Origin of the sequence: Sphingomonas sp. Ag1, from assembly GCF_000980895.1 — a bacterium.
Classification (GTDB): Bacteria; Pseudomonadota; Alphaproteobacteria; order Sphingomonadales; family Sphingomonadaceae; genus Sphingomonas; species Sphingomonas panaciterrae.
The window spans coordinates 258,138-282,350 of the sequence record NZ_LAZX01000094.1 but is presented as its reverse complement, the minus strand read 5'-3'; the positions used below and the strand labels follow the sequence as shown (position 1 = coordinate 282,350).

Genomic DNA, 24,213 nt, shown 5'->3' with positions numbered 1-24,213 from the left:
CCATTCCTCCTCCCCGCCCCTCTCGCTCGCGCGGGAGGGGAGAAGGACAAGAACAGTGCATATCAAATCCGAAACTGCGGAGCGCCATACGCTCGCCGTCATCGTCGACAACGAACCGGGCATCCTGGCGCGGATCGCCGGCCTCTTCACCGCGCGCGGCTATAATATCGAAAGCCTGACGGTGAGCGAGATCACCGCCGACAAGGCGGTCAGCCGGATCACCATCGTCACGTCGGCCAGCAAGCCGATGCTGGAGCAGATCGTGGCGCAGCTCGACCGGCTGGTGCCGGTCCACAAGGTGCGCGACCTGACCGCCGAGGGCGCGCATGTCGAACGCGAGCTGGCGCTGGTGAAGGTGCGCGGCGTGGGCGACCACCGGATCGAGGCGCTTCGCCTCGCCGACGTCTATCGCGCGCGCGTGGTCGATGCGACCACCTCCAGCTTCGTGTTCGAAGTGACCGGCGGGATCGAGAAGATCGACAAGTTCGTCGAGCTGATGAGCGAGGTCGGCCTGATCGAGGTCGCCCGCACCGGCATCGTCGCGATCGGCCGCGGCAACGAGGCTGCCTGACTTTTCACCAACCAACCGTTTCGCCCGGCCGCCCGCCGGGCCCCGGACCTGACGCCGGGACGCACGAGCAAAGGAGTATCTATAAATGCGTGTCTATTACGATCGCGACGCTGACCTGAACCTGATCTCTTCCAAGAAGATCGCCATCGTCGGCTATGGCTCGCAGGGCCATGCCCATGCGCAGAACCTGCGCGACAGCGGCGTCAAGGACGTGGCGATCGCGCTCCGCGAAGGCTCGGCGACCGCGAAGAAGGTCGAGGCCGCCGGCTTCAAGGTGCTGTCGAACAAGGAAGCCGCCGGCTGGGCCGACATCCTCATGATCCTGGCGCCGGACGAGCATCAGGCGGCGATCTGGGAGAATGACCTGAAGGGCAATATGAAGCCCGGCAGCGCGCTCGCCTTCGCGCACGGCCTCAACATCCACTTCGGCCTGATCGAGGCACCCGCCGACATCGACGTCATCATGATCGCGCCAAAGGGCCCGGGCCACACGGTGCGCAGCGAATATGTGAAGGGCGGCGGCGTCCCCTGCCTCATCGCGATCCATCAGGACGCGAGCGGCAATGCACATGACATCGCGCTCGCTTATGCCAGCGGCGTCGGCGGCGGCCGTTCGGGCATCATCGAGACGAACTTCAAGGAAGAGTGCGAGACCGACCTGTTCGGTGAGCAGGCCGTGCTGTGCGGCGGCATCACTCACCTGATCCAGGCCGGGTTCGAGACGCTGGTCGAGGCGGGCTACGCCCCCGAGATGGCCTATTTCGAGTGCCTCCACGAAACCAAGCTGATCGTCGACCTGCTGTATGAGGGCGGCATCGCGAACATGCGCTATTCGATCAGCAACACGGCCGAATATGGCGACATCACCACCGGCCCGCGGATCATCACCGACGAAACGAAGAAGGAAATGAAGCGAGTCCTCGCCGACATCCAGTCGGGCCGCTTCGTAAAGAACTTCGTCCTCGACAACCGCGCCGGCCAGCCCGAGCTGAAGGCCGCGCGCAAGGCGGCCGAAGCGCATCCGATCGAGAAGACCGGTGCCGAGCTGCGTGCGATGATGCCATGGATCGGCGCGAACAAGCTGGTCGACAAGGAAAAGAACTAAGCCTCACTTGCGGCCGGCGCTGATCGGCCGCCACATCTGCATTGTTCCCGCCGCCGCAACCGATTAGGCGGCGGGCGATGCGGGGAGCGTCCACCACTCATGCGACGTACCGCGCCCGGCCGACCTGGCGTGCGCGGCTCGTATCGTCAGGCCTCGCGCTGCTGCTGGTGGCGCTGCTGGTGCTGGTGCTGATCCGCATGGGCGCCTGGCCCGGCCGCCCGCCGGGCGAGGGCAGCATCCTGTCCACCTTCGACGTCAGCTCGCCCGGCCCCGCGCCGCAGGCGGCACAGCCGCGCACGCAACAGCGCCCCAAGGCGACGTCGCAACGCGCGCCGACGCCCCCGGTCACGCAGCCCCCGCCGCCGGTTCCACCCCCGCCGATCGAGCTTCCGGGCGTGATCAAGCTGTCGCGCGCCGATTATGCCTCCGCCGACATCGGCCGCATCGAGAGCACGCCGGCGCCAAGCGGCGGCGGCGCGGGCGAAGGCGCTGCATCAGGGGGCGGATCCGAAGGGGTCGCCGGGGGCGGGCCGAACGGCGAGACGCTCTACGCCGCCGAATGGGTGCGCGAGCCGACCAAGGCGGAGCTTTCGCCCTTCATGCCGGCGCGCCAGGAAAGCGGCTGGGGCATCATCGCCTGCCGCACCGTGGGGCGCAATCGCGTGGAGGATTGCCGCGAGATGGGCGAAACGCCGGGCTCCGGCATCGCGCGCGGGCTGCGACGGGCATCATGGCAGTTCCTGGTGCGCCCGCCACGGGTCAATGGAAAGCCGATGGTCGGCGCCTGGGTGCGGATCAAGTTCGATATCGTGGTCGGCGTTGAAAATAAGTGATGCGCGAAAATAAGTGAAACGGGTCGTTTCGGACGCGGACCTTTTCCGCGCCCGAGCGTTCTGGCTTTCAGGGCTTGGGTCATTTCCGGGAGGTTTTCACATGCGCATCGCACATGCATTCATTTTCTCTGCTCTTTTGACGGGCTCGGTGTACGCCGCGCAGCAGCAGTCGCCGGCGCCGACCATCCCGGGCCAGAAGAACATTTCGGCCGTTACCGGCGGCACCTACACCGCAGATGCGGGCCATACCCTGGTGCAGTGGACGGTCGATCACCTCGGCTTCTCGCCCTATTTCGGCCTGTTCGGCAACATCACCGGCACGCTGACGCTGGATCCGAAGAACCCGGCGGCGTCGAAGGTCGATGTCACCATCCCGATCGCCGAAGTGACCACCGCCAGCGCAGGCCTCACCAAGCACATGCTGAAGCCGGGTGAGGCGGGCAAGCCAGCCGACTTCTTCGGCGCGGCACCCGCCCCCGCGCGCTTCGTTTCCACCCGCGTCACGCCCAATGGCGAGAAGGCACGGATCGAGGGCAATCTGACGCTGAACGGCGTGACCCGCCCGGTGGTACTCGACGCCAGCTTCTACGGTGCGGGCAAGGCGCCGGCGCAGATGGGCGGCAAGGAGAATGTCGGCTTCACCGCGACCGGCGCGCTGCGCCGCAGCGAGTTCAACATCGGCTATGGTATTCCGATGGTCGGTGACGAGGTGAAGCTGAAGATCACCGCCGCCTTCCAGAAGTAAGCAAGCGTTTCGGGCGGCGTCGCCGCGGGGGCTCGCCCCGCCGACGCCGCCTTTTCATCGCCCGTCAGGCGGCGCGCCGCGCCGCGATCAGCCCCTCGAACGTGCCGCGCACGGTCGGTGAGGCGGCGGCCAGATGGTGCCGCATCCGCGTATCAAAGGCATCAGCAGTATCGTTCCGCCCGCGCCGCGCCATGTCCCAGCTGCCGAATTCACGCACCGCGATCGCGCGGTCGTGCAGCACCACGATGCCGCGGTGGCGCGGGTCGCGGCTGATCCGGTCGAACACCGCCTGAACTGCGCCACTCTCACCCTCCAAAACCTGCAGGAACCGGCGTTCGTCGGTCCACAACAGCCCTGTCACACCGTCGCGCCGATTGTTGCGCATGGAGGCGGAGAGGATGATGCCCACATCAACGGCCGCGTCGGGAGTGGCCGAACTGATATAAAGAAGCTGTCTCACACTGATCCCTTGTCTTTCCCGACAGCCCTCCTTCTATCCATCAAGGCATTACGAAAGCGTCAAAGTTCGCCGCCGCTCTGTCCTGCCAGCGGCCCGGCGCAGCCCGCACATGTCGACGACGAATTGATCAGCGGGTGGACAAGCCGGCCAAGATGCGGCAACCGGACGGCGATGATCCGTGATCTCGGCCTCCTTCTGCGACTTACGCGCCCTTAGGCGCGATCCACGCCGTGCGCCCACGGGCCGCACGCGAAGCGCCTAAGGGCACCTGAAGAGCCGAAACTGCCCCTTCAAGCGAAGAGAGCCGATCCATGTTGCGCGATCCATCGACCAAATACCGCCCCTTCCCGACCATCGACATCCCCGACCGTACCTGGCCGTCGAAGGTGATCACCCGCGCGCCGCGCTGGCTGTCGACCGATCTTCGCGACGGTAACCAGGCGCTGATCGATCCGATGGATGCGGAAAAGAAGACCCGCTTCTTCGACCTGCTGGTAAAGGTCGGCCTGAAGGAGATCGAGGTCGGCTTCCCCTCCGCCGGCGCGACCGAGTTCGATTTTATCTCCGGCCTGATCAGGCAGGATCGCATCCCCGAGGATGTGAAGATCCAGGTGCTGACCCAGTCGCGCCGTGACCTGATCGAAACCAGCTTCCAGAGCCTTGAGGGCGCGCATTCGGCGATCGTCCACCTCTACAACGCCGTCAGCCCCGCGTGGCGCCGCATCGTGTTCGGCATGAGCCGCGAGGAAGTGAAGGCGATCGCGATCGAGGGCGCAAAGGTGCTGCGCGACGAAGCGGCCAAGCAGCCCAACGTCGACTGGCATTTCGAATATAGCCCGGAAACCTTCTCCACGGCCGAGGTGGATTTCAGCATCGAGGTGTGCGCCGCGGTGATGGACGTGCTTCGGCCGACCGCTGAGCGCCCGATTATCCTCAACCTGCCGGCAACGGTCGAATGCGCGACGCCCAACGTCTATGCCGACCAGATCGAATATTTTGGCCGCCACATTCCGAACCGCGAGGCGGTGGTGATCAGCCTCCACACGCATAACGATCGCGGCACCGGCGTCGCCGCGGCGGAGCTTGGGCTGATGGCCGGCGCGGACCGCGTCGAGGGCTGCCTGCTGGGCAATGGCGAGCGTACCGGCAATTGCGATCTCGTGACGGTCGCGCTCAACATGTACACCCAGGGCGTCGATCCGAAGCTGGATCTCAGCGACATCGACGGGATCGTGAAGACGGTGGAATATGCCACTAACATCCCGGTCCACCCGCGCACGCCCTATGCCGGCGACCTCGTCTTCACTGCCTTCTCCGGCAGCCACCAGGACGCGATCAAGAAGGGCTTCTCCGCGCAGCAGGCGCGCAACGACGATTTCTGGGAAGTGCCCTATCTGCCGATCGACCCGGCCGATCTCGGCCGCAGCTACGAAGCCGTGATCCGCGTCAATTCGCAATCGGGCAAGGGCGGCGTCGCCTGGGTGATCGAACAGGACAAGGGGCTAAAGCTGCCCAAGCGGCTGCAGGCCGATTTCAGCCACCACGTCCAGGCGTTGGCCGACGAGACGAGCCGCGAACTGAACGCCGCCGACATCTGGGGCGCGTTCGAGCGCACGTACCTGCCGGGCGACAAGGACCGCTTCGTGCTGCGTGATTATGATGAGACGGGCAGCGTCGGCGATCGCCGCTTCGTTGGCCGCGTTGCGATCGACGGCGAGGAACGCTCGCTCTCCGGTCGCGGCAACGGCCTCATCTCCGGCGTGATCGCCGCGCTGGCGGACACGACCGGGCCGGCGCTCGACGTGGTCGATTATACCGAGCACGCGATCGGCCATGGCGCGGGCGCGCAGGCAGCGGCCTATCTTGAATGCCGCACTGCCGATGGCCGCATCGTCTGGGGCGTGGGCATCGATACCGATGTCGCGACCGCCAGTGTTCGCGCCGTGCTGAGCGCCGCAAACCGCGCCTGATCAACAACTTTCCTCGATCCGCAATGATGACGGCGTGACTTGACCAGTCACGCAAAAGGATCATGCTGCGGATCGAAGGAGAGACGCCATGTTCACCTTGCTGCTGATGCTTCAGGCCGCAACGGCCGATATCGTGATCAAGGGGAAACGACTGGTTGAGGCGCAGGCGGATTGTGCCAGGGGTAATTGCACGCCCCTGCGTGACGCGACCGCGACCATCGCACTTGCCGAATCGCAGTTTCGCGACGGCGAATATCTGAAGGCGAAGCGGCTGCTTGCTGCGGCGGTTGCCCGCAACAAGGACAAGGCGGGGTCCGATCCCCGCCCGGTCGCCGCCTTGTACGAGGCTTATGCCACCGTCGCGATCCATGAGGGCGATCGCGACACCTATCGCTCGGCGGTGGCCGATCAGGTGCGGGTGCTGCGGGATCATCTTCCCGCCGACGACAATTCCGTCGTCTTATCCTCGATCACGCTGGGCGACATGTGGATGAAGCTGCGCGATTATCGCCGCGCGCAGAACGCCTATCGCGCCGCCGAGGCGGAGGCGCGCCGCCGCGGTGAGGATCGCGCTGCCGTGCTGGCGGGCTTGCGGCTCGCGGCGCTCGACATGGGCGTGGGCAAGAAGGCGGTCGCGCTACGACGGATCAGCGCGCTTGAGGCGCTGCCGGTGGCGGCTGATCCCGAAGTGCGGAAACTGTTGACCGTGATGCGGGTGCGCGCCGAGGCGGTATACACCGATCGCGCCAAGACGGGCGACATAGCCGATCAGGTCGGCGGTGCGCCCGGCGACCGGCAGTTGCTGGTCTGGGAACCACCGTACAATTTGGTCGCCAGTTCGGATGCGAATTCCCTCTCACGCGCGCAGGGGTTCATCGATCCCATTCCGCGCACCGCCAGCGAACAGGACGCCGTGCAATGGGCCGACATCGGTTTCTGGGTGAAGGCCGACGGCCGCACCGCCGAGGCCGAAGTTCTCCAGGCCTCGCCCGGCAGCCGTTGGGCTGCGGCCATTGTGTCTCAGGTGGAAGGCCGCCGTTACTCCCCCATTCCCGCGACGAGCGTGCCGGAAGAAGGCACCTACCGGATCGAGCGGTTCACCCGCCGATCGGACTATACCACCCCGATCGGCAGCCTGGTGCGCCGACGCATGGCGACCAACGGGTTCGAGATCGTCGACCTCACCAGCCCCGACGCAAAGCCGCGGCCCGCCAGTTAAATCGGACCCGGCTAGCGGCCGACGCGGTCCCGCACCACCTCGCACCCGACGCGCGCATCCGGGTAGACGTCGAGCTTCATCGACCGCACCCGCACCCGCTGTACGCGCGCGTCGGCGAGGCACATGGCGGCGATCGCCTCCACCAGCGTTTCCTGCAACGCAAAGCCTGGTCCAGCCGCAAGCTCCTGAATTCCCGTGCGAACGAAGTCATAATCCATCACCTCGTCGATCGCGTCGGCGGACGGCGGATGCGGATAACGCACCGTCATCTCGACCGACAGGCGTACCCGCTGCGGCTCCATTTCATGCGCGTGGATGCCGAGGCGCATGGCGACATCCAGCCGGTCGAGGATGATCGAATAATCAGCCACGCAGCGCCTCCCCGCGGGGCGCAAACATCACGTCCCGGTCACGCTTCAGGAAGCGCTGGCCGCTGTCGACATAGACGGTCTGTCCAGTGACGCTCGGCGCATCGAGCAACCACGCGACCGCTGCCGCCACCTGCTCCGCGCCCACCGGTCGCCGCAGCAGATTTTCGCGCGAAACCTGGTCGAACTCCGCCGCCGTCTGGTCGCCACTCGGCAGCGTTAGTCCCGGCGCCACCGCATTGACCCGGATGCGCGGCGCCAGCGCCATCGCCATCATCTCGGTCGCACCCGCGAGCGCATATTTGGTCAACGAGTAAGAGAAGAAATCCGGGTTGGGATTGGCGAGCTTCTGATCCAGCAAATTGACCACCGCGCCCTGAGCCAGGTCCGGCTGCGCTGCCAATGCCGCTGACAGCATCGCAGGCGCCGTGCAATTGATCGCGTACAGCTCCGCCGCGAGGCGCGGATTGATCGCCCCCGCGCGATCCTCCTCGAACCGTGATGCACTGTTCACGAGCGCATGGATCGGACCGCCTGCCGCGGCTACCGCGCGGTCGACGAGCGCATGTATCTCATTCGTGCGTGACAAATCGCCACTCACCACAACGCCATCGATCTCCGCCGCGAGCTTCACGGCGTCCTGCTCGGACGAGCCATAGTGGATGACGACGCGCCACCCCGCATCGGCACAGGCGCGGCAGATTGCCGCCCCGAGCCGCCGTGCTCCGCCCGTGACGAGAACAGTGCGGCTCACGCGCGCCCCTGCATGCCCATCAGCGCCAGCACCTCCTTGCGACTGCGTTCATCGTCGCGGAACACGCCCATCACGCGGCTGGTCACCATCGACACGCCCGGCGTTCGCACGCCGCGCGCGGTCATGCACGCGTGGCTCGCCTCGATGACGACCGCGACGCCTTGAGGCTTCAGGCCGTTCCAGATGCAGTCGGCAACTTCAGCGGTGAGACGCTCCTGTACCTGCAGCCGCCGGGCATAAGCGTGAAGGACCCGCGCAAGCTTCGAGATACCAACGACATGGTTGCGCGGCAGGTAGGCGATGTGCGCGCGGCCGATGATGGGCGCCATGTGATGCTCGCAATGCGACTGGAACGGAATATCCTTCAAAAGGACGATCTCGTCATAGCCACCCACTTCCTCGAAAATCCGAGAGAGGTGATGCGCGGGATCCTCGGCATAGCCGGCGCAATATTCCCGCCAGGCGCGTGCGACGCGCTTCGGCGTGTCGACCAGCCCCTCTCGGGAGGGATCGTCCCCGGCCCATTCGATCAGCGTGCGTATTGCACTTGCGACATGCTCCGGCACGGCGATCTTGCCGTCTTCGCCAATAATATCACCATCTTCCGGTGAACCTTTAACGCTCATCAAAGACAAACCCTTGTGCAATGCAATGTGAGCCATGCTGCAACGAAGCAAAAGTTCACATCAGCTACTGTTTCATTTCAGACACAAACGCCATCAGACAAGCAAATAAGAGCCGCAAATCCGTTTGACGTAAGAATTGTTATGGCGCTACCTTCCTTCCTGCAAATTGCACACCGCAGATCGGCAAAAAAGCCGGCGGCGGATCCAGGAGAGGATGTCAATGCGCAAGATCGATCTGCTTTCTGCCTCAGCCGTCGCGTTGCTTGCGATGCTTCCTTCTACCGCCTTCGGGCAGACAACGTCCGCCGACCCTGCACCGGCCCAGCCCGCGCCTAGCCAGCAGGCACCCGGCTCGACGGGCTTCTCCCCCGCGGCCCAGGAAGCCGGCTGGGGATCGGATATCGTCGTCACGGCGCAACGCCAAGCACAGACGTTGCAGGACGTGCCGATCGCGGTGTCCGCCTTCTCGGCCGAGACGCTGCAGGCGCAGCAGATCGACAACGCTTCCGATCTCCAGTTGACCCTGCCCAACGTGACCTTCTCCAAGGGCAATTTCACCGGCTCCAGCTTCACGATCCGCGGCATCGGCGATCTGTGCGTCGGCATTTCGTGCGATGCGGCGACGGCCGTCCATATCAATGGCACGCCGCTGTTCGCGACCCGCATATTCGAAACGGAATATTTCGATCTCGAGCGAGTCGAGGTGCTTCGCGGTCCCCAGGGCACGCTGTTCGGCCGCAGCGCGACGTCTGGCGTGGTCAACTTCATCACGGCCAAGCCGCGGACCGACAAATTCTCGGCCAGCGGCGACGCCGAATATGGCAATTACGATTCGATCCGGCTGAAGGGCATGATCAACGTGCCGCTGGGTGACACGGCGGCCGTTCGCCTCGCCGGCTTCTACCTGAAGCGCGACGGCTATACCGAGAATATCTACAACGACACCCGCATCGACGGCCGCGACATGTACGCGATCCGCGGTTCGTTCCGCTGGGAGCCTTCGGTCGACACCACGCTGGACCTGATGGGCTATTACTTCCGCGAAAAGGATGATCGCCTCCGCATCCAGAAGCAGCAGTGCCAGCGCGATCCGACCGGTACGCTGGGCTGCCTCAACGGGCGCCTCGACTTTCAGCGCAGCAACACCAACGCCAGCTTCACCGGAACCCTCGGCTCGCGTGAGTTCCTGGGGATCACGTTCGGCGCGTTCCGTGCAGCAGGCATCGACGCCTCGCTGCTCGGCCTGAACAGCCTGTACGGCCCGGATGCCTATGCCGGCTACCTCGACTCACCCGACGTCCGGAAGGTCGCCTCGGCGGTCAACCCGACCTACTTCACCGACGAATTGCAGATCCAGGGTCGCCTCGAGCATAATTTCGGGCCGATCCGCGCGCAATTGACCGGTTTCTACCATGAGACCAGCGTCGACTCGAGCCAGGACTATACGCTGGGCGTCGGCAACTCGCAGGGCATTATCCCGGGCCTCACTGCGCTGTCTGCTTTTGCTGCCAGCCCAACGCTCGCGCCCTATTTCCGCCCGATCGCCAATGCGCTGATCCCCAATGGCGTCGGCTCCTCCCTCTGCACCTCCGAAGCGGTGGCGAACGGGCTGGGCTCCTATGGCGGGTTCAAGCGCTGCGCCGATACGCCGCTTGCGTTCGACCGGTCGACGCAGAAGACGAAGGCATGGTCGGCGGAAGCGATCATCTCCAGCGACTTCGACGGGATGTTCAACTTCCTGCTGGGCGGTATCTACGTCCAGAACAAGCTCACCAATGGCGATTATTACGTTAATGCCTTCCCCATTGATTATGTCGCCGGCGTTCTCGGATCGCTACAGAGTCTCGCGCAAGCCGGCGCTGGCGTGCCGCCGTCCTTCTCGGCGACGCCATTCTTCCTGAACGCGGCGCCCGAGTTCAAGCTGAAGTCCTACGGCATCTTTGGTGAAACCTATTTCGACTTCACCGACCAGCTGAAGCTGACGCTTGGCCTGCGCTACAACAACGACAACAAGTCGCTCCGGGCGCGCAGCACGCTCGCGAGCTTCCTGACGCCGTACACGCAGACGGGCAGCGCGTTCGACTCGCCCTATTACGGCACCTATGACGCGGATCCGGTTACCCCCGGGATCCAGCCGTTCCAGCGGCGCAATCGCACGTTCGACGAGTTCACCGGCCGCGCCGTGCTGGATTACCAGTTCACGCCCAACAACCTGGTCTATGCCTCCTATTCGCGAGGCTATAAGTCCGGCGGCTTCAATCCGGCGGTTCAGGTCCCTGGCCTGACCATCCCCGACGCGTTCGAACCGGAAATCGTGAACGCCTTCGAAATCGGCTCGAAGAATACCTTCGGCAATGGCCAGCTGACGCTGAACGTCACCGGCTTCTACTATCGGTACAAGAACCTGCAGCTGAGCCGCATCGTTGCCCGCTCGTCGATCAACGACAATATCGACGCCAACATCTGGGGCGTCGAGGCGGAAGCGATCATTCGGCCGGCGCGTGACTGGGCGATCAACCTGGGCGCGAGCTACCTGAAGACCAGCGTCCAGGAGGAAGGGCTGTTCATCAACCAGCGCGATCCGTCGGGCGGCGATCGCAACTCGGTGATCATCAAGGACATCGGCGGCGCGTTCAACTGCGTCGTGCGCGGTCCGACCGCGGCCGCTGCCGAAGCCTTTGTCTCCGCCGCGAACAACGTGATCAACACGACTGCCGGGCTCACCGCCGCCAACGGCCTGCGGGGTCCGTCGCCCTACCCGGTCGATGCCAATGTTGGCGCGCCCAGCGGTGCGTTCAGCCTCTGCAACACGCTGCAGACGCTGGCAGGCCCGACCAGCCCGCTCAACCCGGGCAATCTGATCCAGGTGGTCGACGGCGTGGGCGTCAGCATCAAGGGCAATTCGCTGCCGCAGGCGCCGATCGCGAAGTTCTCCGCTGGCATCCAGAAAACGTTCGAATTCTCGAACGGCATGAACCTCGTCCCGCGCTTCGACCTGACCTACACCGGGGAAAGCTACGGCAACATCTTCAACGGCCGCGTCAACCGGATCCAGGGCTATGAACAGGCCAATGCCCAGATCCAGCTGAACGGCATGGATGACCGCTGGTATGTTCGCGGCTTCATCCAGAACATCTTCGACAACAATGCCACGACCGGCCTGTACCTGACCGATCAGTCGTCGGGCCTGTTCACCAACATCTTCACCCTGGAACCGCGCCGCTACGGCATCGGTGCGGGTTTCCGCTTCTGATCGAAAGAGGGGCCGGCTTCTGCGCGGCCCCTCATCATCCACATGAAGATCACCAGACGGCGGGTCGGCGACGGCCCGCCGTCTTCCTTCTGACCAAACCCCGTCAACGCAGCCGCTCTGCCGCCCAGGCGATATGGTCGGCCATGAAGGTAGCGATGAAGTAGTAACTGTGGTCGTAGCCCCGCTGCATCCTCAGCGTCAGCGGGATGCCCGCGGCCTCGCACGCCTGCTGGAGCAACTCCGGCTTCAACTGCTCGCGAAGAAAGGCGTCAGCATCGCCCAGATCAACCAGCAGCGCATCGAGACGAGCACCGTCGGCAATCAGGGCGCAGGCATCATACGGCATCCATGCTGCGCGATCGGAGCCAAGATAGCCGCCAAGGGCCTTCACTCCCCACGGGCAGTTCAGCGGCGAGACGATCGGCGCAAAGGCGGAGACGCTGCGGAAGCGGCCGGGATTTCGAAGCGCGATGGTGAGCGCGCCGTGCCCGCCCATCGAGTGGCCCGTGATCCCCTGCCGCGACATGTCCGCCACCGCGAATTCACGCGCGATCAACGCCGGCAGTTCATCCTCGACATAACTGCGCATCCGGAAGTTCGCCGACCACGGATCCTGCGTCGCATCGACATAGAAACCGGCCCCCTGACCGAAGTCCCAAGCATCGTCATCGGGCACGTCGTCGCCCCGCGGGCTGGTGTCCGGCGCGACGAAGATGATGCCGTGTTCGGCGCAGGCCCGGCGATACTCGCCCTTGTCGGTGACATTGGCATGCGTGCACGTCAGCCCCGACAGATACCAGAGCACCGGTAACCGCGCGCCTTCCTCATGAGGCGGGACATAGACGGAGAATGTCATGTCCGTACCGGTCGTCGCGGAGCGGTGGCGATACACGCCCTGGACGCCGCCATAGGCCTTGTTCTGGCTGATCGTTTCCATCTTGCCTCTCGTCATTGTTCGCCGCGAACTAGCCGCTCCGCCGCGATACGGCCACTCCTGGGCTATCCCATTGAGCTAACACTAGGGCGCCATGTTCACACAGCCTTCACACAAGGGCGTGACAAGCGCGCGCGGGCAGCGCAAGAAGGCTGTCACGCCTGCGCAACGGCGTGATTCCGCTAGATGCCGGCTGACCGGCGCAACAGGAAGGAATTCAATGGCTACGAAGACCAAGACTGAGGAGGGCAAGCCCAAGACCGGCGGCATTCATGCGCCTGTCCAGCCCTCGCCCGAACTCGGCGCAATCGTCGGCACCGACAAGCTGCCGCGCAGCGAGGTGATCAGCAAGGTGTGGGAATATATCAAGTCCAACAACCTGCAGAATCCCGAGAACAAGCGCGAGATCCTGGCCGACGAGAAGCTCCAGAAGGTCTTCGGCAAGGACAAGGTCACGATGTTCGAGATGAACAAGTACATCTCGGCCCACGTAAAGGCCTGATCGAACGGATGAGCGGGCGTCGCATAGGGGCGGCGTCCGCTCTCCCCCACACTCGGTTCCTCACGTGAGGATATAGCCGGCGCGGCATTGGTGCCCCCGGCGAGATTCGAACTCACGACCTGCGGTTTAGGAAACCGTCGCTCTATCCTGCTGAGCTACGGGGGCAATGACCGCCCTGCTACGGCCGCCGTGGAGGCGGGTCAACTAGGCGCTATTGCCGATCCCTTCACTTACCCTCGGGCCCTGATTGAACGCGAGCGACGCGGCTCAGTTCGCCTTTTCGGGTGGCACGACCGGCAGCGGCAACGGGGCGATCGGCACCCCTTCGTCGACCAGCGCCTTTGCTTCGGCCAGCGTGGTCTGGCCGTAGATCGCCTCGTCGGGCTGGTCGCCGGCATGCATCGCACGTGCTTCCGTGGCGAAGCGGTCGCCGACCCAGCGCGATCCCTCGAGCGCCTGGCGCTGCGCCTCGGCCAGTGCCTTTAGCGCGGCCTTCACCTTGTCCGGCACGTTCGCCGGGGTTGCCGCCGCGGAACGGCTGTTTCCCTTGGGCGCGACATTGGGCGCCATTACCGCCTTGTCCACACCAGTGTCGCCGCACATCGGACAGGCGATCAGCTTGCGCTCACGCTGCTCGGCATAGGCTTCCGATGAATTGAACCACGCTTCGAACACATGCCCTGTGCCGCATCGCAAATCGAAAACGATCATGGCACCACCCGGACCGGCGGAATGTCGCGGCGATGCATGGTGACCGGGATACGTCCGCGCACCTCGGAAACCTTCTCCGCATCGATATCGACCAGCGCCAGGCCAGGCTGCTCGCCCATATCGCACAGCACCTCCCCCCACGGGCCGATCGCCAGCGAATGGCCATAGGTTTCGCGTCCGTCCTCGTGCTGCCCAGTCTGGGCGGCGGCGATGACGAAGGCCGCATTCTCGATAGCGCGGGCCTGCAGCAGCACCTGCCAATGCGCCGCGCCCGTGGGGCGGGTGAAGGCGGCGGGCACCGCGATCAGCGTCGCGCCCGCATCGCTCAGCCGTTGATAGAGGCTGGGGAAGCGTACGTCGTAACAGATCGAAAGACCGAGGTTCCCGAGCGGCGTCGCGACCACCACGGCGGCGTCGCCCCCGGCATAGGCCGCCGATTCGCGCCAGCTTTCGCCGGTAGGCAGATCCACGTCGAACAGGTGCAGCTTGTCATAGCGCGCCCGGACCGTCCCATTGCCGTCAATCACGAAGGCGCGGTTCGCCAGCCGCCCGTCCGCGCGGCGCACCGCCAGACTGCCAAGATGCACCCACAGCCCCGTGCGGGCCGCTGCATCGCGAACGCTCCCCAATACCCGGTCATCATCTTCGGCCGTGATCTTACCGCCGGCACGGTCCCGGTTGCGATCGATCAGCCCCGACATCTCGGGTGTGAAGAGCATTGCCGCCCCGCCGCGGGTTGCCTCATCGATCGCGTCGGTCAGCGTGCGGGCATTAGCGGCGGGATCGATCCCGCTCGTCATCTGCAGGATGGCGGCGCGCATCGTCAGGGTGCGAGAAGCGGGTCGAGCTTCCCTGCCCGATCAAGCGCGGCAAGATCGTCGGAGCCGCCGATATGGCGCCCATCGATGAAGATCTGCGGCACGGTTGTCCGGCCTCCGGCGCGATCGATCATCTCGACGCGCTGCTCGCCGCCGAGAGTGATGTCATATTCGGTCGGCTCGACGCCCTTGCTGGCAAGGAGCTGCTTCGCGCGGACACAATAAGGGCACCACGCCTTGGTGTAGATTTCAACACGAGCCATGAGAGTGACGTGTGGATGCGCTGCGCAATTGTCAATCATCGCGATCGCTGAGCACGCGGGCCCAGCATAGCACCGCGACGTGCGCTGCACCGGCGGATCGAAGCGCTGCGATACAGGCGTCGGTCGTCGCGCCGCTGGTATAGACGTCATCGATCAGCACGATCCGCTTGCCCGCCACCCTTGCCCGCGCGCCGGGCGGCACCGCGAACGCCCCCCGCACAACGCGCCGCCGCTCGGCGCCACTCGCGCCACGCAATGCCTGAGTCGCGCGATGGCGGACCAACGCCTGCGCATCGACCCGGACACCGCTCAGCCGCGCCAACGCCGTCGCGATCAGGCCGGCCTGATTGTATCCGCGCGACCAAAGCCGCCAGCGGTGAAGAGGAACAGGCACCAGCAAGTCGACGTCGGCAGCCAAGTGGCGCGCCATTAATCGCGCCGCCGTCTCGGCGAAAGCAGCCCGCCCGCCATATTTGAGGCGCAGCGCCACGGCGCGCGCGACCTCCCCATACGCGACCGCGGCGTCTATCCCGCCATGCCGCGGCGGCGCCTGGAGGCAAGGAGCACACCATGTGCCGGGCGCCGGTTCATAGCTCAGCGGCGCGTGACAGGCCGCGCACCATGGCGGGCCGAGGAAGCGCAGCGATCCCCAGCATGTTGCGCAGAAGCGATGATCGTCATCGGCAATCGCGCCGCATCCCGCGCATCGTGGGGGCAGCGCCAGCGAAATCACTGGCTGAAGCAACTTGGCGAGCATCGTCCCCGCTTGTCGCGCGCCGCCGCCGGGCGCACAAGCCGCGCCATGACGGCTCCTGAGATATTCGACCGCAAGGCCCGCCGCACGCGGCGCGACCGCATCGCCGCGCGTTTTGCCGCACATGATTTCGTCCGCGCGGCCATGCTCGACGGCATCCACGAGCGGCTCGCCAGCGTGAAGCGGTCCTTTCACGACGTCCTCGATCTCGGTAGTTTCGATGGAAGCTTCCAGCCACCCGCTGGCGCCCGGATCGCCCGGCTGGACGCCGGCTATCGCTTTGCCCGTCAGGCGGGCGGCGTGCAGGCCGATGAGGATCGCCTGCCGTTCGCCGATCATTCGTTCGATCTGGTCGTCTCGGCCGGCGTGCTCGACCAGGTCAACGACGTGCCGGGCGCGCTGTCGCTGATCCGGCGTGTCCTGCGCCCGGATGGCCTATTCCTTGGTGCGTTTCTCGGTGCTGGCTCGCTGGCGACGCTTCGTTCGGCGATGCGATCCGCAGAAGCCGAGCGACCAGTCGCCCGCTTTCATCCGCAGATCGACGTGCGGTCCGCGGGCGACCTGCTGATGCGTGCCGGCTTCGCCCTTCCGGTGGCGGATGCCGAGCCGCTGCGCGTGCGCTACGGCAATGTCGGACGGCTGTTCGACGATCTGCGCGGCATGGCGGGCACTAACCTGCTGATCGATCGTCAGCCGCTGGGAGCCGCGACGGTGGCACGCAGCGCAGCTGCCTTTGCCGATCTGGCCGATGCCGACGGACGTACGGCGGAGCGGTTCGAGATCATCTTCCTGACCGGCTGGGCTCCCTCCCCCGATCAGCCGCAGCCGGCACGGCGGGGGAGCGCAACGGCATCACTGGCAGCGACGCTTCGCCCGCCCGGCTGAGCGCCGCCCTCGCGGTCAGGCGTCGGCGCGGCGGTTCAAGTCGTGCCCCAGAGCGAGCAGCGCGACACCGACGATGGTCCAGAATGCCTCACCGGTATGGACCAGCCCGGCGTCATGCGGCAGCGACAACGCGCCGGCCATGATGCCAAGGCCAAGCGAGCCAACGCCGATCGGCCATAGGTTCCCATGCTGCAACGCGCCGCGGCCCAGACCGATGGCACCCAGCACGATCGCCAGCATCAATCCGACCTCGTGAAAAATCGGGTCCACCATCATCCCGCCGACGGCAGACAGCATCGCGATCAACACCGCGCTGGCGATGCAGTGAACGACGCATAGCCCCGACACGATGATCGCCAGGCGATCCAGTCGAGCGGTGCTGGCGGGATGAGACATTGTTGCCATCGCCGACGCATGTAGCGCCACGCCGGACAGGTTACAACATCACATCGTCAATAAACACGCCAGGTCGCGTACTTGGCACCTCCGCCAAGCGACGGGGGATGAGTGCGATGGCGGGTGTACGCCATTGCGGCAACGACGCCGCGCTTCTAGATGGCTGCATGCTCAAGCCCAGCCCTGGCTTTCGCGTTTCGCCGCGGCCACTCGCCTTGGCGCGATGGCTTTATGTCGTCGCCGCCCTCATCGTTGTCATGGTTGCCGTCGGAGGCATCACGCGTCTGACCGAATCGGGACTGTCGATCACGCAGTGGAAGCCGATCAGCGGGACCATTCCCCCGCTGAACGAGGCGCAGTGGATGGCGGAATTCCGCCATTATCAGCGCATCCCGGAATACCAGGAGATCAACCGCGGCATGACGCTGGACGGGTTCAAGCAGATCTTCTTCTGGGAATATGTCCATCGCCTGCTCGGCCGCGTTATTGGGCTGGCCTTTGCGCTTCCCCTGCTGTGGTTCGCGATCAAGCGGCAGATCCCGCGCGGCTATGGCCCGCGCCTCCTCGCGCTGCTCGCGCTGGGCGGCCTGCAGGGGGCAATCGGCTGGTGGATGGTCGCATCGGGCCTGTCGGTGCGAACCGATGTCAGCCACGTCCGCCTCGCAGTTCACCTGACGGCCGCGCTCGTCATCCTGGGCGGCGTGGTATGGACCGCACTGGACCTGCGCGATCTCGCGCGCGATCCGCTGGCGAAGCCCGCAGGACTGAAGCCGCTTGCCGCGGTCGCGATGCTGCTCCTGGGCATCCAGATCTTCATTGGCGCCTTCACCGCGGGGCTCAACGCCGGCTATGCGTTCAGCACCTGGCCGCTGATGGGCGACAGCTTCTTCCCGGCCGGTACGCCGATGCTGGAGCCGGCGTGGCGCAACCTCGTCGACAATCCCATCGTGGTCCAGTTCGTCCATCGCTGGTTCGCCTTCGCCGCGGCCGCCGCCGTGATCTGGCTCGCCTTTGCGGCACGGCGGCGCGGCGCGGTGAATGCCTGGGGCGCGGTCATCCTGCTGACCAGCCTTCAGATCCTGCTGGGAATCGCCACGCTGCTCACCGGTGTCGACCTCACCATCGCGGTTGCGCATCAGGTGAACGCCGCGATCCTGCTGATCGCCGTGGTCGCCGCCGGGCACACGCTGGGGCGGCGTCGCGCCTAAGCGCGGCGCAGCTCAGCTATAGCGCTCCTCCTCCCAGGGATCACCGCGTCGGTGATAACCGTTCACTTCCCAGAAGCCTGGGCGATCGGCACCCAATAGTTCAATCCCGCTGATCCACTTGGCGCTTTTCCAGAAATAGAGATGGGGGATCACCAACCGCGCTGGTCCCCCATGCTCGCGCGTCAGCGGCTTTCCCTGCCATTCGCGCGCGATCAGCGCGTCCTCTGCGGCGAAATCGGCCAGCGGGACGTTGGTCGTATAGCCGTCATAACCGTGCAGCACGACAAAGGCGGCTTCGTCGCGCGGCTCGACCAGGTCGAGCAGCGTGCGGGTCGCGACGCCCGCCCAATCATTGTCGTAGCGCGACCAGGTTGTGACGCAGTGGATGTCACTCCGCCGCTCGGTCTGAGGCAAGGCCATGAACGCGGACCAGTCGAGCGATACCGGACGGGCGACCAGCCCCTTGATCGTCAGCCGCCATCGATCGGTCGACACATTGGGCTGGCGTCCCAGGTCCAGCACCGGCCAGTCGCGCACCAGATGCTGGCCGGGCGGCAGGCGCTCATCCGCGCCGCGCGCTGCGCCGGTGATGAACTTGCCCTCGCTGGCCCAGCGCTGCTTGGTTCGGGTCAGCTTGGTCTCGTCAGGCACTGCGTCGTCCGCCACGGCTTCGATCCTCCTGCGCCCCGCCTGCATATGCCCGCTCCCTGCATATAGTGGGCACGCCGGTGATCCAAACGGCGCCCCTCGCGTTGTCAGCCATGAACGGCTGTCGCGCGAAAGGATCCTGGGTGGCTGACGAAAAGGATACGGTTCACTATTCGGGCGCCGCCGGCGGATGGGGCTCAGTACGCGGCATGACCGAAGTGCTCGCGCGTGAACGACCCACGCCCGCCGCGCTCGACACCCTGCGGCGGCAGAACAAGCCCGGCGGCTTCATGTGCGTGTCCTGCGCTTGGGGGAAGCCGAAGCACCCCCACCCGTTCGAATTCTGCGAGAATGGCGCGAAGGCGACCTTGTGGGAGATGACATCCCGCCGCTGCACGCCCGAGTTCTTCGCGCAACATACCGTGACCGAGCTGCGCGACTGGAAGGACTATGATCTGGAGCATCAGGGCCGCCTCACCCACCCGATGCGCTACGATCGCGCGACCGACAAATATGTCCCCTGTGCCTGGGATGAGGCGTTTGCCGCGATCGGCACGGAGTTGAAGCGGCTCGACCCGAAAAGCACCGTCTTCTACGCCTCGGGCCGCGCCAGCCTTGAGACAAGCTACCTCTACGCCCTGTTCGCGCGCATGTACGGGCACAACAACCTGCCCGACAGTTCGAACATGTGCCATGAGACCACGTCGGTGGCGCTCAAGAAGGCGATCGGATCACCCGTCGGCACCTGCGTCCTCGAGGATCTCGAGAAATGCGACGCGATCTTCTTCTTCGGCCATAACACGGGATCAAATGCGCCCCGGCTACTCCATCCCCTGCAGGAGGCGGTGAAGCGCGGGGTGCAGATCGTCACCTTCAACCCGATCCGCGAGACGGGGCTGGAACGGTTCAAGAACCCGCAAAGCCCGGTCGAAATGCTCACCGGCAAGGAGACGGAAATCTCCTCGCTCTACCTGCAGGTAAAGGCGGGCGGCGACATTGCGGCGATCATGGGCATGATCAAACACGTCCTCTCCACCGAGGAACGGCGCTGGCGCGAGGACAAGCGCCATGTCCTGGACGTCGATTTCCTCGCACAGCACACGACCGGGTTCGAGACGGTGAAGGCCCATGCCGAGCAATTGTCGTGGGAGGAGATCGAACGCGAAAGCGGTCTGGCCCGGGCCGATCTCGAAAAGGCCGCCGACGTCTATATTGCGGCCGAACGCACCATCTTCATGTACGGCATGGGGCTGACGCAGCACGTGCACGGCTCCGACAATCTGACCACGCTCGTCGATCTTGCCTTGCTGAAAGGCAGCATCGGACGCGAAGGCGCCGGCATCTCGCCGATCCGCGGTCACAGCAACGTGCAGGGACAGCGCACAGTCGGCATCTCCGAAAAGCCCGAACTCGTCCCGCTCGACCGCATGGCCGAGCAATTCGCGTTCGACCCGCCCCGCGACACGGGCCTCAACACCGTCGATGCCTGCGAGAAGATCATTTCCGGCGAGGTGAAGGCCTTTATCGGCCTCGGCGGCAATTTCGTACGCGCCATCCCGGAACAGGTGAAGATGGAGCAGGCGTGGCAATCGATGCGCCTCACGGTCCAGATCGCCACCAAGCTCAACCGAAGCCACCTGATCAACGGCGAGGTCGCTTATCTCCTGCCGTGCCTCGGCCGGTCGGAACGCGACATGCAAGTGACCGGCGCGCAGGCAGTGACGATGGAGGATTCGTTGTCGTGCATCCATGGATCGCAGGGCAATGGTCACCCGGCCAGCGACCATCTGAAATCCGAAGTCGCGATCGTCTGCGGCATGGCCAAGGCGACGCTGCCGCTCAATCCGAAGGCGCGGTGGGACGACTGGACCGCCGATTACGGCCTGATCCGCGACCTGATCGAGGAAAGCTATCCGGAGATGTTCGCCGATTTCAACGCGCGCGTCTTCACGCCGGGCGGTTTCTACAAGGGCAATGCGGCGCGCGAACGGATCTGGAAGACGGAAAGCGGCAAGGCGGAATTCACCGTTCCCACCTCGCTCTCCGCGCTCGGCCTTGGCGACAAGGAAGGGCGCTGGCGGTTGATGACGCTGCGCTCGAACGATCAGTTCAACACCACCATCTACGGCTATTCCGACCGCCTTCGCGGGATCGAGGGCACGCGCGATGTCGTGCTGATGCATCCGGACGATATCGCGGCTGCCGGCCTGGCAGAGGGCCAGGTGGTCAGCCTCGCCAGCGATGCCGATGATGGGGAGCATCGTCAGGTCGATGGCCTGACCGTCACGCCCTATCTGCTGCCGCGCGGGTGCATCGGCGCTTATTACCCCGAAACCAATCCGCTGGTGCCGCTGTGGTACCATGACGAGGCATCCAAGACCCCGGCCTCGAAGGGCGTGCCCGTTCGCATCGTGACCTGAGCGGGGCGCGCCCTCTATCCGCTGTCGCGTCGGCGCGTTATGCGCTGCGCGTCCAGCACCGGATTGTCCCGCAAGCCAGCCCGCGTCCAATCGCACGGGTACAATTTGCGACGATTTTCCGGTGCCGCCGCGACATTTCCCCCACAACCCCGCCGTAGGACGTGATCATCCCACGTCGGTTCCGGAGCCTGTCCTTGTCGATCCTGCTGCTGCCCGCTTCTCTCGCCGCAATGACCGTCCCTGCCACTGCCACGCCGGTCCAGGTGGGCGAATTGCCACCGGCCGAATCCCAGACGGCCGAATCCGAGACGGCCATCCCCCTGCAGGGCGAGCCGCAGTCGGTGGAGGAAGCTGAGGCTGAACTCGAGCTTGAGGATGACATCATCGTCACCGGCAGCCGCCAGCCGCGCGGATCGGTGATCGGTGACATCAAGCCCGAAGTGGTGCTGAGCGGCCGCGACATTCGCGCTTATGGTGCCAGCAACATCGGCGAATTGCTGGAGGAGCTTGCCCCGCTCACCGGCAGCATCCAGGGCCGCGGCGCCGGCGCCCCCGTGGTCCTGCTGGGCGGCCGCCGGATCAGCGGCTTCCGCGAGATCCGCGGCCTGCCTCCAGAGGCGATCCAGCGCGTCGACATCCTGCCGGAGGAAGTCGCGCTGAAATACGGCTATCGCCCCGATCAGAAGGTGGTGAACATCGTCCTGCGGCGCCGCTTCAATGCGGTGACGGCGGAGGCGGATACCGGCTTTGCCACCGATGGCGGGCGTCAGGTACATGAGGCGACGCTCAACTACCTTCGCCTGGGCAACGGCAACCGCTTCAGCGTCGATGGCGAATATACCCACAGCAACCCGCTGTTCGAAACGCAGCGCAACCTGGCGGAGGCCGATCCGAACCGCACGTTGCTATCGGCCAGCGACGCAGCGAAGCTGAACGCGACGTACAACCAGACCATTTTCGGCAATGTATCGGCCACGATCAGCGGTGAGCTGGAAGGCGCCGATACCCGCGCCGGCCTTGGTACGTCGTCAGACGGCCAGCGGCTGCTGCGCGAGGGGCGCACCCGCACCGGCGTGCTCAATTACGCCCTGAACGGCGACCTTGATCAATGGCGCTGGTCGCTAAACGGCGGCTATACGCGCGACTGGTCGACAACCCTCACCGATCGCGACGGCGGCCCGGGCAGCGGCACCCGCCGCGACCGGGCGGAGTCGGTAGCGCAAACGATCGAGACCGAAGGGACGCTCAGCGGCAGCCTGTTCGATCTTCCCGCCGGCGCGGTGACGACCACGCTGAAGGCTGGCTTCACCCTGCGCGACATCAGCGGCGAATCGCGCCGGGCCGGCATCGTGACTGCGACCGACCTGTCGCGCGACCAGGGTTCGGCCCAGGCGAACATCGACATTCCGCTATCACGCAATGGCTCGATCGGCGCGCTGTCGGCGACGATCAACGGCGGGGTCGATCAGCTGTCGGATTTTGGCACGCTCGGATCGGTCGGCTATGGCTTCAACTGGCGACCGGTCGAGGCCGTGCGCCTGATCGGCTCGGTCGCGCATGAGCAGGGTGCGCCGACGATCCAGCAGCTCGGCAATCCGTTGATCGTCACGCCCAACGTCCGCGTATTCGACCTGGTGACCGGCCAGACGGTGGATGCGACCACCATCACCGGCGGCAATCCGAACCTTGCGGCCGACCAGCGCCGCGTGCTGAAGCTGGGCCTGACGGTGAAGCCGATCAGCGGCACCAACCTGACGCTGCTTGCCAATTACACAGACAGCCGCATCGACAATCCGATCGCAAGCTTTCCGACCGCGACGCCGGAAATCGAGGCGGCCTTCCCCGGCCGGTTCGATCGTGACGCGGCCGGCACGCTGATCAGCATCGACACGCGGCCCGTGAACTTCGATCGCAGCCGCAGCCGGCAGATCCGTTGGGGCTTCAACTGGACCGAGACGCTGGAGGCGCCGCCGCCGACCGGCCCTGACGGCCAGCCGCTGACCGCCGAACAGATTGCGGAACGCCGCGCCGCCTTTCGCGAGCGGGGGCGTTCCGGGGCGGGCGCCAGTCCGGCTGGCGGCGAGGCGAGCCAGACCGGCGTGCGCTCCGCGGGCGATCGCGGACCGGGCGGCTTTGCCGGACGTGGCGGTGGTGGCTTTGGCCGCAGCGGGTTCGGCGGCGCACGCCAGGGCCGCGTGCAGCTCAGCGTGTTCCACACCTGGCGCCTCGAGGACACGATCCTGATCCGGCCCGGTCTGCCCGAACTCGACTTGTTGAGCGGTTCGGCCATCGGTGCGCGGGGCGGCCAGCCGCGGCACCAGGTGGAGTTCAACGCCGGATACAACCGGCACGGCATCGGCGTCCGGCTGAACGGCACGTGGCAGGAGGGCACGACCCTGCTCGCCAACCCCAACGGCGCCCCCTCGCCCGAGGATCTCAGCTTCGGCGCGCTCTTCACCGCCAATCTGCGTGTCTTCGCGGATCTCGGCCAGCAGCGCGCGCTGGTGCAGAAGGCGCCGTTCTTCCAAGGCTCGCGCGTCACCCTGTCAGTCAACAATCTCTTCAACCAGCGGCTCGACGTACGTGATGCTGCGGGCGCCGTTCCGATCGGTTACCAGCCGGCGTTGCTCGACCCGCTCGGCCGGTCGGTGAGGCTGAGTTTCCGCAAGCTGTTCTTCTAGGATCAGGATGCCGGTATCATTTTACCCGTCAGGAAAGCCGCTGAATCGTTGACTTTCAGCAGGCCTTTGTCCAATGCCCTCACTGTCAC

General features: G+C 65.4%; 23 protein-coding genes and 1 tRNA gene. 12 read left to right on the top strand and 12 right to left on the bottom strand.

The features are described from left to right. Nucleotides 1–55 precede the first annotated feature (55 nt). The 4 genes from ilvN to XM50_RS14140 all read left to right on the top strand — a co-directional run bounded on the left by ilvN (nt 56) and on the right by XM50_RS14140 (nt 3,254). Nucleotides 56–571 carry an acetolactate synthase small subunit gene (gene ilvN / locus XM50_RS14155; RefSeq protein ID WP_046410393.1) on the top strand — a complete coding sequence of 172 codons (516 nt, stop codon included), beginning with the start codon at nt 56–58 and terminating at the stop codon, nt 569–571. Nucleotides 572–656: 85 nt separating this feature from the next. Then, a complete protein-coding gene (ilvC, locus tag XM50_RS14150; protein WP_046410391.1) occupies nt 657–1,676 on the top strand; it encodes a ketol-acid reductoisomerase in 1,020 nt (339 codons plus the stop codon). A 77-nt stretch (nt 1,677–1,753) separates the two neighbouring features. Beyond that, complete coding sequence (locus tag XM50_RS14145) at nt 1,754–2,509, top strand: hypothetical protein (RefSeq protein WP_046410390.1); 756 nt, start codon at nt 1,754–1,756, stop codon at nt 2,507–2,509. A 100-nt stretch (nt 2,510–2,609) separates the two neighbouring features. After that, nucleotides 2,610–3,254: a YceI family protein gene (locus tag XM50_RS14140; RefSeq protein ID WP_046410388.1), complete on the top strand. Its 645-nt coding sequence runs from the start codon at nt 2,610–2,612 to the stop codon at nt 3,252–3,254. Between the two features lie 64 nt (nt 3,255–3,318). On the opposite strand, the gene XM50_RS14135 is transcribed toward XM50_RS14140, so the two are convergent. Then, the gene (locus XM50_RS14135) at nt 3,319–3,714 is read right to left on the bottom strand and encodes a BLUF domain-containing protein (protein ID WP_046410387.1); all 396 of its coding nucleotides are present in this window, start codon (nt 3,712–3,714) and stop codon (nt 3,319–3,321) included. A gap of 311 nt (nt 3,715–4,025) precedes the next feature. Between XM50_RS14135 and leuA the strand changes: the two genes are divergently transcribed. Both leuA and XM50_RS14125 read left to right on the top strand, forming a co-directional pair. Further along, nucleotides 4,026–5,684, top strand: coding sequence for a 2-isopropylmalate synthase (gene leuA / locus XM50_RS14130; protein WP_046410385.1), 1,659 nt, complete (start codon nt 4,026–4,028; stop codon nt 5,682–5,684). A gap of 88 nt (nt 5,685–5,772) precedes the next feature. Next, complete coding sequence (locus tag XM50_RS14125; protein WP_046410384.1) at nt 5,773–6,903, top strand: hypothetical protein; 1,131 nt, start codon at nt 5,773–5,775, stop codon at nt 6,901–6,903. 11 nt (nt 6,904–6,914) lie between these two features. Here the strand turns inward: XM50_RS14125 and XM50_RS14120 are convergent, their stop codons facing one another. The 3 genes from XM50_RS14120 to folE are packed head-to-tail and all read right to left on the bottom strand — an operon-like array spanning nt 6,915 to nt 8,651. Continuing rightward, the gene (locus XM50_RS14120; protein WP_046410382.1) at nt 6,915–7,274 is read right to left on the bottom strand and encodes a dihydroneopterin aldolase; all 360 of its coding nucleotides are present in this window, start codon (nt 7,272–7,274) and stop codon (nt 6,915–6,917) included. Continuing rightward, nucleotides 7,267–8,025, bottom strand: a complete 759-nt coding sequence (locus XM50_RS14115; RefSeq protein WP_046410380.1) for an SDR family oxidoreductase — start codon at nt 8,023–8,025, stop codon at nt 7,267–7,269. Before XM50_RS14115 ends, XM50_RS14120 begins: the two co-directional genes overlap by 8 nt. Continuing rightward, nucleotides 8,022–8,651, bottom strand: coding sequence for a GTP cyclohydrolase I FolE (gene folE, locus XM50_RS14110; protein WP_046410379.1), 630 nt, complete (start codon nt 8,649–8,651; stop codon nt 8,022–8,024). Before folE ends, XM50_RS14115 begins: the two co-directional genes overlap by 4 nt. Before the next feature lie 220 nt (nt 8,652–8,871). Between folE and XM50_RS14105 the strand changes: the two genes are divergently transcribed. Then, nucleotides 8,872–11,904, top strand: a complete 3,033-nt coding sequence (locus XM50_RS14105; RefSeq protein WP_046410378.1) for a TonB-dependent receptor — start codon at nt 8,872–8,874, stop codon at nt 11,902–11,904. A gap of 103 nt (nt 11,905–12,007) precedes the next feature. Here XM50_RS14105 and fghA read toward each other — a convergent pair whose 3' ends face one another. Further along, nucleotides 12,008–12,841 carry an S-formylglutathione hydrolase gene (gene fghA, locus XM50_RS14100; protein ID WP_046410376.1) on the bottom strand — a complete coding sequence of 278 codons (834 nt, stop codon included), beginning with the start codon at nt 12,839–12,841 and terminating at the stop codon, nt 12,008–12,010. A gap of 217 nt (nt 12,842–13,058) precedes the next feature. Here fghA and XM50_RS14095 point away from each other — a divergent pair, with 217 nt between their 5' ends. After that, the gene (locus XM50_RS14095; RefSeq protein ID WP_046410374.1) at nt 13,059–13,340 is read left to right on the top strand and encodes an SWIB/MDM2 domain-containing protein; all 282 of its coding nucleotides are present in this window, start codon (nt 13,059–13,061) and stop codon (nt 13,338–13,340) included. Nucleotides 13,341–13,428: 88 nt separating this feature from the next. Here the strand turns inward: XM50_RS14095 and XM50_RS14090 are convergent. The 5 genes from XM50_RS14090 to XM50_RS14070 form a co-directional block, all read right to left on the bottom strand. Further along, a tRNA-Arg gene (locus XM50_RS14090) sits at nt 13,429–13,505 on the bottom strand. 102 nt (nt 13,506–13,607) lie between these two features. Further along, nucleotides 13,608–14,051, bottom strand: coding sequence for a DUF1178 family protein (locus XM50_RS14085; protein ID WP_046410372.1), 444 nt, complete (start codon nt 14,049–14,051; stop codon nt 13,608–13,610). Continuing rightward, a complete protein-coding gene (locus tag XM50_RS14080; RefSeq protein ID WP_046410371.1) occupies nt 14,048–14,872 on the bottom strand; it encodes a carbon-nitrogen hydrolase family protein in 825 nt (274 codons plus the stop codon). The genes XM50_RS14085 and XM50_RS14080 overlap by 4 nt, the downstream gene beginning before the upstream one ends. 2 nt (nt 14,873–14,874) lie before the next feature. Then, the gene (grxC, locus tag XM50_RS14075) at nt 14,875–15,132 is read right to left on the bottom strand and encodes a glutaredoxin 3 (protein ID WP_046410369.1); all 258 of its coding nucleotides are present in this window, start codon (nt 15,130–15,132) and stop codon (nt 14,875–14,877) included. Between the two features lie 31 nt (nt 15,133–15,163). Further along, nucleotides 15,164–15,889 (bottom strand): ComF family protein, encoded by a 726-nt coding sequence (locus XM50_RS14070; RefSeq protein ID WP_046411696.1) that lies wholly within the window; start codon nt 15,887–15,889, stop codon nt 15,164–15,166. A gap of 45 nt (nt 15,890–15,934) precedes the next feature. On the opposite strand from XM50_RS14070, the gene XM50_RS14065 reads away from it, so the two are divergent. After that, complete coding sequence (locus tag XM50_RS14065) at nt 15,935–16,771, top strand: class I SAM-dependent methyltransferase (RefSeq protein WP_046410367.1); 837 nt, start codon at nt 15,935–15,937, stop codon at nt 16,769–16,771. 15 nt (nt 16,772–16,786) lie between these two features. Here the strand turns inward: XM50_RS14065 and XM50_RS14060 are convergent, their stop codons facing one another. Beyond that, nucleotides 16,787–17,176: a MerC domain-containing protein gene (locus XM50_RS14060; protein WP_046411695.1), complete on the bottom strand. Its 390-nt coding sequence runs from the start codon at nt 17,174–17,176 to the stop codon at nt 16,787–16,789. A 158-nt stretch (nt 17,177–17,334) separates the two neighbouring features. Here XM50_RS14060 and XM50_RS14055 point away from each other — a divergent pair, with 158 nt between their 5' ends. Continuing rightward, nucleotides 17,335–18,375, top strand: a complete 1,041-nt coding sequence (locus tag XM50_RS14055) for a COX15/CtaA family protein (protein WP_046410366.1) — start codon at nt 17,335–17,337, stop codon at nt 18,373–18,375. A gap of 12 nt (nt 18,376–18,387) precedes the next feature. Here the strand turns inward: XM50_RS14055 and XM50_RS14050 are convergent, their stop codons facing one another. Then, nucleotides 18,388–19,071 carry a sulfite oxidase-like oxidoreductase gene (locus tag XM50_RS14050; protein ID WP_046410364.1) on the bottom strand — a complete coding sequence of 228 codons (684 nt, stop codon included), beginning with the start codon at nt 19,069–19,071 and terminating at the stop codon, nt 18,388–18,390. A 95-nt stretch (nt 19,072–19,166) separates the two neighbouring features. Here XM50_RS14050 and XM50_RS14045 point away from each other — a divergent pair, with 95 nt between their 5' ends. Together XM50_RS14045 and XM50_RS14040 are read left to right on the top strand one after the other, a co-directional pair. Beyond that, nucleotides 19,167–21,443, top strand: coding sequence for an FdhF/YdeP family oxidoreductase (locus XM50_RS14045; RefSeq protein WP_197075560.1), 2,277 nt, complete (start codon nt 19,167–19,169; stop codon nt 21,441–21,443). A 194-nt stretch (nt 21,444–21,637) separates the two neighbouring features. Further along, nucleotides 21,638–24,124, top strand: coding sequence for a TonB-dependent receptor plug domain-containing protein (locus tag XM50_RS14040; RefSeq protein WP_052742580.1), 2,487 nt, complete (start codon nt 21,638–21,640; stop codon nt 24,122–24,124). Nucleotides 24,125–24,213 lie beyond the last annotated feature (89 nt).